This window comes from Rhodovarius sp. (assembly GCF_040399605.1).
GTDB lineage: Bacteria > Pseudomonadota > Alphaproteobacteria > Acetobacterales > Acetobacteraceae > Rhodovarius > Rhodovarius crocodyli_A.
The window spans coordinates 1-12,021 of sequence record NZ_JBBARU010000033.1; the positions used below are offsets into that span (position 1 = coordinate 1).

At 64.4% G+C, this 12,021-nt stretch carries 14 protein-coding genes, 1 tRNA gene and 1 pseudogene; 6 read left to right on the top strand and 10 right to left on the bottom strand.

The annotated features are described in order from the left end of the window. Together ABWP84_RS10175 and ABWP84_RS10180 are read left to right on the top strand one after the other, a co-directional pair. Positions 1-198 (top strand): annotated as a pseudogene (locus ABWP84_RS10175) (tripartite tricarboxylate transporter permease); the annotation flags it as partial. A gap of 44 nt (positions 199-242) precedes the next feature. Beyond that, the gene (locus tag ABWP84_RS10180) at positions 243-884 is read left to right on the top strand and encodes an FAD-dependent monooxygenase (RefSeq protein WP_353211911.1); all 642 of its coding nucleotides are present in this window, start codon (positions 243-245) and stop codon (positions 882-884) included. Here the strand turns inward: ABWP84_RS10180 and ABWP84_RS10185 are convergent. Genes ABWP84_RS10185 through ABWP84_RS10210 form a run of 6 tightly spaced genes read right to left on the bottom strand, consistent with a single transcriptional unit; the run spans position 848 to position 5,662 of the window. Continuing rightward, positions 848-2,023, bottom strand: a complete 1,176-nt coding sequence (locus ABWP84_RS10185; RefSeq protein WP_353211912.1) for an aminotransferase — start codon at positions 2,021-2,023, stop codon at positions 848-850. The genes ABWP84_RS10180 and ABWP84_RS10185 overlap by 37 nt on opposite strands. Positions 2,024-2,082: 59 nt before the next feature. Beyond that, the gene (locus ABWP84_RS10190; RefSeq protein ID WP_353211913.1) at positions 2,083-2,772 is read right to left on the bottom strand and encodes a carbonic anhydrase; all 690 of its coding nucleotides are present in this window, start codon (positions 2,770-2,772) and stop codon (positions 2,083-2,085) included. Between the two features lie 44 nt (positions 2,773-2,816). Continuing rightward, positions 2,817-3,479: a DNA-3-methyladenine glycosylase 2 family protein gene (locus ABWP84_RS10195; RefSeq protein ID WP_353211914.1), complete on the bottom strand. Its 663-nt coding sequence runs from the start codon at positions 3,477-3,479 to the stop codon at positions 2,817-2,819. 10 nt (positions 3,480-3,489) lie between these two features. After that, entirely contained in the window at positions 3,490-4,089 is a 600-nt protein-coding gene (locus ABWP84_RS10200; protein ID WP_353211915.1) for a hypothetical protein, read from the bottom strand. Positions 4,090-4,095: 6 nt separating this feature from the next. Beyond that, positions 4,096-4,326, bottom strand: a complete 231-nt coding sequence (locus tag ABWP84_RS10205) for a hypothetical protein (RefSeq protein ID WP_353211916.1) — start codon at positions 4,324-4,326, stop codon at positions 4,096-4,098. Then, complete coding sequence (locus ABWP84_RS10210) at positions 4,280-5,662, bottom strand: carbohydrate porin (RefSeq protein ID WP_353211917.1); 1,383 nt, start codon at positions 5,660-5,662, stop codon at positions 4,280-4,282. Before ABWP84_RS10210 ends, ABWP84_RS10205 begins: the two co-directional genes overlap by 47 nt. Before the next feature lie 132 nt (positions 5,663-5,794). Here ABWP84_RS10210 and ABWP84_RS10215 point away from each other — a divergent pair, with 132 nt between their 5' ends. The 4 genes from ABWP84_RS10215 (at position 5,795) to ABWP84_RS10230 (ending at position 7,630) form a co-directional block, all read left to right on the top strand. Continuing rightward, positions 5,795-6,499: an RraA family protein gene (locus tag ABWP84_RS10215; RefSeq protein ID WP_353211918.1), complete on the top strand. Its 705-nt coding sequence runs from the start codon at positions 5,795-5,797 to the stop codon at positions 6,497-6,499. 3 nt (positions 6,500-6,502) lie between these two features. Further along, positions 6,503-6,970: a thioesterase family protein gene (locus ABWP84_RS10220; protein WP_353211919.1), complete on the top strand. Its 468-nt coding sequence runs from the start codon at positions 6,503-6,505 to the stop codon at positions 6,968-6,970. Positions 6,971-7,013: 43 nt separating this feature from the next. Beyond that, positions 7,014-7,100: transfer RNA gene (locus ABWP84_RS10225), tRNA-Leu, on the top strand. Between the two features lie 47 nt (positions 7,101-7,147). Further along, positions 7,148-7,630, top strand: a complete 483-nt coding sequence (locus ABWP84_RS10230) for a gamma-glutamylcyclotransferase family protein (protein ID WP_353211920.1) — start codon at positions 7,148-7,150, stop codon at positions 7,628-7,630. A gap of 131 nt (positions 7,631-7,761) precedes the next feature. On the opposite strand, the gene ABWP84_RS10235 is transcribed toward ABWP84_RS10230, so the two are convergent. The 4 genes from ABWP84_RS10235 to ABWP84_RS10250 all read right to left on the bottom strand — a co-directional run bounded on the left by ABWP84_RS10235 (position 7,762) and on the right by ABWP84_RS10250 (position 12,020). Beyond that, positions 7,762-8,793: an amino acid ABC transporter substrate-binding protein gene (locus ABWP84_RS10235; protein ID WP_353211921.1), complete on the bottom strand. Its 1,032-nt coding sequence runs from the start codon at positions 8,791-8,793 to the stop codon at positions 7,762-7,764. 206 nt (positions 8,794-8,999) lie between these two features. Further along, positions 9,000-9,632, bottom strand: coding sequence for a transposase (locus tag ABWP84_RS10240; protein ID WP_353211922.1), 633 nt, complete (start codon positions 9,630-9,632; stop codon positions 9,000-9,002). Positions 9,633-10,241: 609 nt separating this feature from the next. Continuing rightward, complete coding sequence (locus tag ABWP84_RS10245; RefSeq protein WP_353211923.1) at positions 10,242-11,264, bottom strand: amino acid ABC transporter substrate-binding protein; 1,023 nt, start codon at positions 11,262-11,264, stop codon at positions 10,242-10,244. Between the two features lie 57 nt (positions 11,265-11,321). Continuing rightward, positions 11,322-12,020: an ATP-binding cassette domain-containing protein gene (locus ABWP84_RS10250; RefSeq protein ID WP_353211924.1), complete on the bottom strand. Its 699-nt coding sequence runs from the start codon at positions 12,018-12,020 to the stop codon at positions 11,322-11,324. Between the last annotated feature and the right edge of the window lies 1 nt (position 12,021).

A 12,021-nucleotide genomic window follows, 5' to 3' on the forward strand; every position in this document is an offset into this window, starting at 1 on the left:
CGCAAAATGGCCACCCCCCTCGTGCCCATCGTGCTAGGCTTCGTGCTGGGGCGGATGCTGGAGGATAATCTGCGCCGCGCCATGTCGCTGAGCGATGGCGATGCCTGGGCGCTGCTCGGCTCGCCCATCTGCCTGATACTCTGGGCGATGACCGCCGCCGCCCTGCTCTGGCCGCTCCTGCGGCCCCGGCGGGTTTGACGCGCGGCGTCACCCGCCACAAACCCTTCCTATCCGGCGCGCCCATGATCCGCGCCGGCTGGCTCAGCCATGGCAAGATGGTCATCTACCCCATCCGCAACGACATCGACGAAGAGGGCCACCAACTCATCAACTGGGTGGCCAAGATCGACACGCCCGAGCATCTCGAGCGCGACTGCAACCGCCGCGGCAAGCTGGAGGATTTCCTCCCCGCCTTCGCCGATTGGCATTTCGACTGGCTCGACATCCCAGCCCTGCTGCGCAACGCCGAAGTGATCCTGGAATTCCCCATGGTCGATCAGGACCCGCTGCCGCGCTGGAGCCATGGCCGCGCCACGCTGCTGGGTGACGCCGCACACCCCATGGTGCCGCGCGGCTCCAATGGCGCCGGCCAATCCATCCTCGATGCCGTAGCCCGGGCCAAACACCGCACCGCCACCAGCACGATCGAGGCCGGGCTCGCCGCCTATGAGGCCGAGCGCCTGCCCGCCACCGCCGCCATTGTGCTGCAAAACCGCGCCAACCCGCCCGACGCCATCCTGCGCGCGGTGTTCCTGCGCACCTCCGACAAGCCCTTCAAGCGCATCGAGGATGTGATCAGCCAGGAAGAACTGCTGGCCATCACCGGCGGCTACAAGAAAGTGGCCGGCTATACGCTGGAAGACGTGGCTAGGCGGATGGCCTGAAGCCGGCCGGGAATCTCCGCAATCCGCGCCGGCTCGGCATTGGCGAAAGCCAGGCGCAAATGCCGCGCCTGGCCCGGGCCAAAAAACGGCCCCGGCAGGCATAGCAGCCCGCTCTCCACCGCCAGCGCCTCAGCCAGTGCCTGCGCATCCTCCGCCGCGTCAGGAATGCGCAAATAAGCAAAATAAGTGCCCAGTGATTCCAGCCGCCAATCAGCCAGTTGCCCCACCGCCGCGCGGGCCGCATCGGCGCGGGCCGCCATGATGGCCCGATTGCCCGCCCGCCATTCCGCCAGCGCCGCCACCCCCCAGGCCAGCGCCGCCTGGGCCGGGCGCGCCGGGCAAATCTGATAACTATCCAGCGCCTTGAGCAATTCGCTCCGAAATGCGCCCCCGCCAATCACCGCCCCCAGCCGATGTCCGGGCAAGCAATAGGCCTTCGAAAAACTATAGAGATGGACGAAATTCTCGGCCCAATCCGGCGCGCTGAAGAGCGCATGCGGCAGCGCTTGGGGCAGAAAATCACGATAAGTCTCATCGAGCACCAGCCAAACCCCATGCCGCCGGCAGCCCTCCGCCAGGGCGTGGATGGTCTCCGCCGGATAGGCCGCCCCCGTCGGATTATTCGGTGAGACAAGAACCAGGGCGGCGAGCCCCGGCAGCAGCGCCTCCAACTCCGCCGGGTCAGGCACAAAGCCATTCCTGGCATGGCAAGGTATGGGCACGGCCGTGCTGCCCTGCATCGACAGCGTCATGGCATGGTTGAAATACCAGGGCGTGGGCAAACCCACCCGCGCCCCCGGCCCCGCCAGCGTCGCCATCACCATCGCAAAACCCAGATTCGCCCCGGCGGTGATGGCAACCTCACCCGGCGAAATCACCGCTCCGTAAAACGCCGAGGCATCAGCCGCCAAAGCCTCGCGCAGGGCCACATCACCATCAATCGGGCCATAAGAGGTGCTAGCCGTGCTGGCGGAAATCTCCCCCAGCCGCGCCAAAAGCTCCGGGTGTGCCGGGTAACCAGGCACTGCCTGGGTCAGGTCCAGCAGCGGTGCTGGGCCATTATACCGCCCCGCCCAACCCCGCACGGTGGGGATGGGCGGCGCCGAGGTGGCAAGGATGGAGGCTGCGAGCATGGGCATAGCCCCAGGCTGCGCAGCCTCACCGCCATGGTCAATCCGCCATGGTTAATCCGGCAGGATCAATCCGGCAGGATCGTCACCGAGCCTTGATCGATGTCGTAGTAGGAGGCGATAACCTTCACCTCACCGCGGCCGACGGCATTCGCAATGATCCGGCAATCGCTACGCAGCCAACGCGCGGTCAACTGGGCATGCAAACGCACGGCGTTGTTCACCACGTCATTGCCGCCCGCCTTCATCGACTGCACCACCGCGGGCACAATCGGTGCAACCATCGGGCCGAGTTCGCCGGGCAGCGCCGTGCCATTCTCAACCACCGCCTTCGCCGCCGAGACCGCGCCGCAATTCTCATGGCCCATCACCATGATCAGCGGCACCTTCAGCACCGCCACGGCATATTCCAACGTGCCCACCATGCCAGGCAAAGCGGAATTGCCGGCAACCCGGGCGGGGAACACATTGCCCACACCTTCATTGAACACCGTTTCAATCGGCGCGCGGCTGTCAGAGCAGCCCAGCACGGCCACGAAAGGCTGCTGGCCACCGAGCAGCGACGCGCGGCGGGCGGCATTCGTATCAGGCTGGGCAGGCATGTCGGCGCGGAAGCGGGCATTGCCCTGCATCAGGCGCTGAATCGCCTGGTCAGGCGTCAGGCCGGATGGCGAGGCCGGAGCCTGCGCTTGGGCCACGCTATGCACGCCAATGGCGCCACAGGCGCAAAAGAAACCACGACGGGACAGAATGCTCATTTTGAGTTTCTCCAAATATAGGGTGAGGGAATTATGACCGGCGATTAATCCATGATCCACACCGACAACAAGATGACAAATGAAGATATTGTCTCACCAGCCGCTCGCCCGGTGACCCATCGCCAATGGTGCCACAGCAACCGCGCCGCCAGGGACCGCCAGGGCGACCAGGCGCGGGCCATCTCCACCAGGGCGCGTGGCGCCGGGCGCTCGGGCAATTCCAGCAAATGCGCCGCCCCCGCCGCCAGCGCCACATCGCCGCGCGGAAACACATCCTGCCGCCCCTCGGCAAAGAGCAAATAAATATCCGCCGTCCACGGCCCCAGCCCTTTCACCGCGGCAATATGCGCCGCCGCCGCCGCATCATCCTCCTCCGCCGCCAGCCCGGCGAAATCCAGCCGGCCATCCAGGCAGGCCTGCGCCAGGGCGCGCGCATGCGCAGCCTTGGGGCGGGAGAGGCCCGCCACCCCGCACAGCATGGCATCATCGAGTGCGAGCAGCCCCTGCGGCGTCAGCGCGCCATCAATCGCCGCCAGGCGCCGCCAAATCGCCTCCGCCGCCTGATTGATGATCTGCTGGCCGCAAATGGCGCGCAGAATCCCTGGAAAACCATAGGCGCGGCTGCGCCAGGGCAGCGGTCCCGCGCGCGATTCTATCTCCGCGAAACGCGGCTCCAGCAGCGCCAACGCGGCCAGGCCAGGCCGCACCCAGCCTGGTTCAATCCAGGATCCGTAGATAGGGGAGGTAGTTGAGGAAGGGCTCGGCACCCGAGAATGGATAGGCCAAGCGGGCTGACAAGAACATCACCATCCCACTGATCAGCGAAACTCCAAAACCCAGAAGATATTGCAACTGCCCCATCCCGCCGCCGAAGAACCACTGAAACGAGAGCACCGCGACAGTGACAGAGAATAGCAGCGTCCAACCCATGACGAGCATTGCACGCGAATGCGCCCAAAGCCTGGAGATTCGCGCCTCGCTCAGCGTGTCAAGAAATAGCGAAACATTGCCCGACATCGAATCCTGGTACTGCGCCGTGGGTTCCACGTCGAGGAAGGCACGAACCATTCGGCGGAATTCTGGCTCGGCCGAACGCTCCAGCACCCCCGTGCGCAGATAGGGCCACTCGCCATCGACCATGGCAGCAATATAGATAGCCATGCTGCTGCGCATCTCGTTGCGCAACGGGGCATTTGCCTCGCCCCGGTAGAAATCGATGACAAGGTTGAGGGTATAGAGCGAGGAGACCTCCTTCCTCATCGAATCGCGGATGGCGTTGTAAGCATCCCAAGAACCGACGAGGGTAAGAGCCAGCACAACAGATTATATGCTGACCAAAATATTGGATTTGGCAGCCCCCAAGGTAGCGTTGCGATCAAGCTCGGCCTGGGTAAACAGTGAGGTGATAATTCGCCCTACCAGCAGCGCGCATATCGCCGGCATCAGCGTGAAAAGGGCGAGTGCTACCCAAAACGGCGTCTCATTCCATAGCGACAGCATAGCAGCCTCAAAAGCTTGAACGCACTCGTAACGCAAACAGGTGAACTGGTCCACGGTCACTATTATAGCCAGGATTGACCGCCAGCTGATAATTCAGCGCCATGTGCAAACCGGGTGCGACCCGCGCGTCATAATATAATTCAGTGATCCATTCAGGGCGATAATTCAACTGGCCATCGCCCACAATAAACCCAATGCCACCGGCCTCCAGATAACGCCGCCTGCCATCGCTGGCGAAGCCGATATTGCTGCCCAGCCCAATCGTGTCACTCGGCCGGCCCCAGCGCTGGCCACGCAGCGCCGCACCGGCGGAGATCGCCATGTCATGCTCGGTGAACATCCAGCTCTGGCTGCGATGATCTCCCCAGGAAAACCGGCCAAACACCCCAAAATCCTGGGTGATCTCCTGGTCAAAACTGATCCCCATCGAGGCCTTGCGGCGATAGGTATTGGGGTTCTTATCGAAAGTGTCGAAGCCGTTCTGGAACAGATCACTCCAGCTATTCTGCCGCGCGCGGGTGAGCAGCCCAATCAACCGCACCGCGCCTTGCCGCTCGCCAATGGCCCAAAACCGCTCCAGCGAGCCCACCATCTGAAAGGCCCGGGTGATCGAGGGGTCGAGAAACAACCCATTGGCCTCGCGCGCCACCTGAAACGCCGCACCGCGCACGGCATAGACGCCATTCTCCCATTCCAGCGCCACGCCGTTGGTATAACCGCGCGCATCGGCGGCAAAATCCGTCGCCGAGCCGGAGACCAGCGACCAGTTGAGGAACTGGGTCCGCGGGTCATGCGCGTAGCGATTATCATCGAAGATATCAAAGGCGCTGAACTTGCCGATGGTGATCGTCACCCGCTCACGCGGCAGCGGCCGGCTGAAGCGCAGCGGGTCATCATCGGAGGCGATGCTATCGGCCGAGAGCGCCAGCGTCTGGCGAAAAAACACCCGTGGCACATAGGCATAAGGCGCGGTGCTGCCCAGGCGGAAGGCCTCATTATTCGGAAATGCCGCCATGCCACGGGCATCGGAGAGGCCAAAGCCGCGGGTGATGGAGGGGTTGATCACCACCTCCGCCCCCTCCCACAGGGCACGACCCAGCACGAGGTCCACCGACTGGGTGTTGCGCGCATTGGCGACCGGCGCGAGCGAACTCTCACCACGATAGGGCGAGCGAAACGCCGCATTGCCCTGCAATACAAAGGTGCCCTGGCCGCGCACCATCCAGCCCTGCTCCTCCAGCCGGTCCTGCAAGGCCGCGAGGGAGGGGAAGAGCGCCGCCTCGGGCGGGCCGAGACTGGCAGATGCTGCCGAACCGAAGCGGCCGGTCTGCGCCGCGGCAGGCAAAACCGGCAGCCAGGCAGCGAGGAGGATGAGGGGGAGAAGACGCATGATTTTGCGATAACCTCTGCACCCAGCCCCGGCAAGCCAAGGCCCATCGCCCCACGCAAATGTCACGAAATCGCCCAGGTTTGACCCAGCGGCATTTCGCCCCAAGACTATGCCCATCACGGAGGAACCATCATGAGCCAATACCCCTTCACCCAGGCCGATCTCGAAGCCCTCAAGGCTTGGGACACCCCCACCATCTGCAATGCGCTCGAACTGGTGGTGCCCGCCCGGCGCACCCATGGCTTCACGGTGCGCCCGGTGCAATGCGCCTACCCCAATATGAAACCGATCTGCGGCCTCGCCCGGGTGGGCACCATCCGCGCCGCCTTCCCCTCGGGCCGCTCCAAGGATGATGACCGCGCGGCACGCATCGGCTGGTATGAATATGTCGCCAAGGCCGCCATGCCCACAATTGTGGTGCTGCAGGACCTTGATGATGTGCCCGGCACCGGCGCCTTCTGGGGCGAGGTGAATTCGGCCGTGCATAAGGGCCTGGGCGCCGAGGGCTGCGTCACCAATGGCAGCTTCCGTGACCTCGATGCCCTGGCCCCGGAATTCCAGCTGCTCGGCGTCATCAATCCCAGCCACGCCTATGTCCATGTGGTGGATTGGGCCCGGCCGGTCTCGGTCTATGGCATGGCCTGCGTCAGCGATGACGTCATCCATGCCGACCGCCACGGCGCCGTGGTCATCCCCCATGAGGCGGTGACCAAGCTGCCGGCGGCGATCGACCTGCTGACCCGCAAGGAAGCGGTGATTCTGGACATGGCGCAGGCCAAGGGTTTCAACATCAAGAAGCTCAAAGCCGCCCTCGCCGCCTCTGAGGATATCCACTGATCCATGCGCTTCGAGGATGGCTGGTTTCGCTGGGATGAGGTGCTGGCCACGGTCTCCAAGGATTGGACCGACAGCAACCAGCACCTCAATATGGGCTATTACCTGGTGGCCTTCGATTTCCAGACCGACCGGCTGTGGTCGGCGCTGGGCCTGGGAAACCCGCTGCGGGCGGGGGGGCGGACCACCTTCGCGGTCGAAGCCTGGCTCGACTACCAGCGCGAGATGCTGGAGGGCGATACCATCGGCGCCGAAAGCCGGGTGCTGGATTATGACGGCAAGCGGCTGATGGTGGAGCACCGTATGTTCCATCATGGCCAGGGCTGGACCTCCTCGGCGCATGAGGTGCTCTATCTCTGCGTCGATGTCGCCAGCCGCCGCGTCTCCGCCTGGCCCGAGGATGTGCTGGCCCGCTTTGCCGAGGTGAAGACCGGGGCGGCACCGCGCCGCCTCACCATGAAGCGCCGCGCCTGACGCTTGCAGGCGCCGCCACAATTGGGCACAAGAGACTTGCGTTGCGGGTGTGGTGGAACTGGTAGACGCGCCGGATTCAAAATCCGGTTCTGGTGACAGAGTGTCGGTTCGATTCCGACCACCCGCACCATCCTCTCCCGCCTGATGCCGCCCACCCTGCCCCCTGAAAGGCACCGCATGCTTCCCGACGGATGGGTCTGGTATTTCGCCTATGGCTCCAACATGAACCCGGCACGGCTGTTCGAGCAGCGCCTGGGCGGGGCCGGGGTGGGGCATGGCCCGCGAATCGCGGGGCGGCTTATGGATTGGGCGCTGTGCTTTAATGTCATTGCCAGCAGCACCCCCGGCGGAGGCTATGCCAATATCACCCGCCAAGCCGGCGCCAGCACCCCTGGCACCCTCAATGCCATGCCGCCCGAAGGGCTTGGCGTGCTCGACCATTATGAGGGCGTGGCGAGTGGGCATTATCAGCGCGAGGCGGTGATGGTCGCCGCAGCCTCCGGGCCGGTGCCGGCCATGACCTATATCGCCTGCCGGCATCTCGCCGAGGGGCTGCGGCCGACCGAAGACTACCGCGCCCATCTTCTGGCCGGGGCGGATCTGCTGCCCGCAGCCCATCTCGATTGGCTGCGCGCCCTGCCCTGCCTCTCGCCGGGCTGAGCGCCTGACCACAGGCTGAGGTTGGGAGGGGGTGGAAGAAGCCATACCGGGCAGCCCCCAGGCGCTTTTCGTGCGCCTCTGCCCGATATGGTGTTTTGCTGCCGCGCCTTGTGTCCTGGCGCGGCGGGCGCTCATCGCATGGGCAGGGCGTACATCAGCCCGCCATTGGTCCAGAGGTTGTTCGGGCCGCGCGGCAGGGCGACCGGGGTATTCTCACCCATGGTGCGCTCATACAGCTCGCCATAATTGCCGATGGCGCGGATCACGTTATAGGCCCAGGCCGGATCGAGGCGCAGCGACTGGCCAAGCTCAGGCGTCACACCCAGCAGGCGGCGGGTATTGGGGTTGGTGCTGGTGCGGCGCTGTTCCTCGGCATTGGCGCGGGTGATGCCCTGCTCCTCAGCCTCGATGATGGAGGTGGTGAACCAGCGCACGACATCGAACCAGTCATCATCGCCACGGCGGATATAGGCGGCGTAGGGCTCCTTGCTGAAGCGCTCGGGCAGCACCGTCCATTCGCGGGGGTTTTGCATGGTGGAGCGCACGGCGGCGAGCTGCGAGGCATCGGTGCCGAAACTGTCGCAACGCCCGGCCTGCAGGGCGGCGGCGGCCTGGTCGGTGCGCTCGAAGACCACCGGGCGGAAGGGGACATTGACCGAGCGGAAGTAATCCGCCGTCACCTGCTCATTGGTGGTGCCCTGGATGAGGCAGATGGTGGCGCCGTTCATCTCACGCACCCGGCTCACGCCCAGGGCGTTGCGCACCATGAAGCCGTGGCCGTCATAGAAATAGGTGGTGACGTGGCGCAGGCCGAGCGTGGTGTCGCGCAGCATGGTCTGGGTGGAGGTGCGGAAGAGCACATCCACCTCACCCGCGCCAAGTGCGGTGAAGCGGGTGGAGGAGGAGAGCGGGATGAAGCGCACTTTCCTTGCGTCATTCAACACCGCCACCGCGAGGCCGCGGCAGAGATCCACATCGAGGCCCTGCCACTCGCCACGGCTATCGGGCAGGGCGAAGCCGGCCACACCGGTATTGATGCCGCAATTGAGCACGCCGCGGGCGCGGATGGCGTCCATCACCGGGCCCGCCGAAGCCGGAGCCGCGCCCAGCAACGCCGAGACGGCCATGGCCGCGGCCCAAAGACCTTTTTTCAACATCATCATATCTCCCAGGGAAATGCCTGGAAGGGATGGTCGAGGCTGGCGGGGGCTGGTGTCAAGCACGGGGCATGAGGCGGGCATGGAGCGGCCTGCCCGAGAGGGCGTATTGGGCGCACCGCGCGCCGGGCGGAGGGCTATGGTTCGGCCCGTGCGGCACGCCGCGGGCGCCGGGTGATTGCGGATGCGGTGCATGGGCTGGGCCGAGGGGCTCATGGCGGGGCCATCCAGCGGGCAATGCTGCGCCGGCCGATGATCAGCCTATAAATCTGCCGCCAAAGGGCGATATGGCCTCGGATGACGGCTACCGGCTGGTCAAAGAGCGTGGCCTGATGCCGCGGTAAAAGCACCTTGTGGTAGTATTCGGACAAATCCGGGTCGGGCAGCATCCAACTGGGGGCGCGCAGCGCGGAATCGAGGCCGAGGCGACGGGCCAGGCGCAGCCCGGCCAAGCCCTGAATACGCCAGGCGCGACGGAAGGCACGACAAACCCAGTATTGGATGGCCTCCAGCCCCGGGCGCTCCTTGGCGACGAATTTCAGCATCATCGACCATAACCCAGCATGCGCCCAGCGGCGGAAAAGCCGGCTCATGCTGTCTGGCTTGCCATAAGCGCCGGGGAGGTCCTTCCACGGGCCATTAAAGCAGGCGGCGTGGAAACAGCCATCAAGGGCGCGGCGGGCACCGAAAATGGTCGGCCGCCCCGGGCCAGGATGGGCGAAAACCATGAAATGCATAACCGCCTCCCATTCCTCGTCGGTCATGGGGCGCCAGGGGACGGGTTTGGTGAGGCGGGCCTGGATGCCGGGGGGCGTGGCGCGGAAGTTTTTCCAGGGGGTTTGCATGGGGGGCGGCTCCAGGAGGGGACCGGATTATAGGATTTTTGTCTGGGAAAGGCAAAGGAATATTGCCTTGGGATGGATTCTGGGGGCGGTCGGTATTCGTTCGCGCTGTATTATTTTTGAGAGGGGCCGGAAAACGGATGGCGCGGGAAAAGGTCGAGGGGCTTTGCCCCTCGAGCACCCCAGCAGGAAACTGAGTTTCCTGCACCTTCGATTGAATATTTACTCAATCAGAAAATTACCAGAGGTTATTTAACATAATAAATGGAATTTTAATTCATTTATTTCATAATTTATTTTTTGATATTATAATATATTTTATTATAATAATAAATAAAAAATTCATGGCTGGAGTGCAATAATATTAAAATAATTAATAAACGAAGGTGCAGGAAACTAAGTTTCCTGCTGGGGTGATCGAGGGGCAAAGCCCCTCGATCTTACTTTAGCTCGCTGTTCGTTTTGAGTAACCGCTACCGGATGGTTAACCCCGATCCATGTTGAAAGTTTCGTCCGGATGGCCGGCCCGGACGCGGCCGGGGATTGCTCCGGCGAATGAAGCGGCGGGATGCGCCGTTCCAATCGCCGGAGATCTTGGCGAGAGCGCGTGGCTCAGCGGAAGGGCGGTGCGTAGTGGAGGCCGCCGCGGGTCCAGATTTCGTTCTGGCCGCGTGGCATGGCCACGGGCGTGCCGGGGCCGAAATGGCGGTTGTACATTTCGCCGTAATTGCCGATGGCGCGGATGGCGTTCAGTGCCCAGGCCGGGTCGAGGCGCAGTGCTTGGCCGACTTCGGGCAGGGCGCCGAGCAGGCGGCGGATATTGGCGTCTTGTGAGGTGTTGCGCAGGCTGGCGGCATTGGCCTGGGTGACGCTGCTTTCCTCGGCCTCGATGAGGGCGGCGACGAACCAGCGGACGATGTCGAACCAGTTTTCATCGCCGCGGCGGATCTCGGGCGTGTAGGGTTCCTTGGAGAAGCGCTCGGGCAGGATGACCCAATCGGCGGGGTTGGGCAGGGCCGATTGGGCGGAGGCGAGGCCTGAGGCGTCCATGCCATAGGCATCGCAGCGGCCGGCGGCGAGGGCGCGCACCACCTGGTCCTGATCGGCGAAGAGCACGGGGGTGAAGGCGAGGTTGCGCGAGCGGAAATACTCGGCCGTGATGCCTTCATTGGTGGTGCCTTGCAGCAGGCAGATTGAGGCGCCGGCGAGGGCGGCCACATTGGTGGCATTGGTGGCGCGCGCGGCCATGAAGCCGTGGCCGTCATAGAAGTAATTGGCGGTGAAGCGCAGGCCGAGGGTGCTGTCGCGCAGCACGGTGTGGGTGGAGGTGAGCATCAGCACATCCACCTCGCCGGCGGTGAGGGCGGTGAAGCGGGTGGCGAAGGTGAGCGGCACCCAGCGCACTTTGGTGGCATCGGAGAAAATGGCGGCGGCGAGGCCGCGGCAGAGATCGGCCACCATGCCTTGGTAGTCGCCGCGGGAATCGATAGTGGTGAAGCCGGGGGCATTGGTATTGACGCCGCAATTGAGCGCGCCGCGGGCGCGAACGGCGTCGAGCGTGGCTTGGGCCTGGGCGGGCTGGGCTATTCCCGCCAGGGTGATGCCGGCGAGGGCGCCGATCATCCATTTGAACATGAAGGAAATCCTTTTTTTGATTCTGGCTTGCACTCGTCCTGTCCCGGGCCCTGGCGGTCAAGCGGATGTGGATGGCGTCTGCGTGATACGGCCATCTTCCATCGCCACGATACGGTCGGCGATGTCGAGAATGCGCGGGTCATGGGTGACGAGTAGGATGGGGGTGCCCTGGCGGCGGGCGAGGTCGCGCAGCAGGTGCACGACCTCCTGGCCGGAGGCGCGGTCCAGCGCGGCGGTGGGTTCATCGGCCAGGATCAGGCCGGGTTCGGCGACCAGGGCGCGGGCGACGGCGACGCGCTGGCGCTGGCCGCCGGAGAGTTTGGCCGGCAGCTTGTCGATATGGTCGGCGAGGCCGACGGCGCTGAGCATTTCGGCGGCCCGGGCGAGGCGTTCTGCCTCGTTGAGGCCGCCCTGGAGTTCGAGCGCCATGGCGACATTTTGCCGCGCGGTGAGGAAGCCGAGCAGATTGTGGCTTTGGAAGATGAAGCCGATGCGGCTGCGCAGGGCGACGCGCTCGGCCTCGCGGGCGGCGGCGAGTTCCTGGCCGAGGATGCGGGCCTCGCCCTGCTGCATGGCGCGCAGCGCGCCGATGAGGGTGAGGAGCGTGGTCTTGCCCGAGCCGGAGGGGCCGGTGAGCAGGACGATCTCGCCGGCTTCGATGCGCAGGGCCACATCGCGCAGCACGGTGCGGCGGAGTTCGCCCTCGCCATAGGCGAAGGTGACGTTGTTGAGTTCGACGGGGCAGGTTTGCGCCATG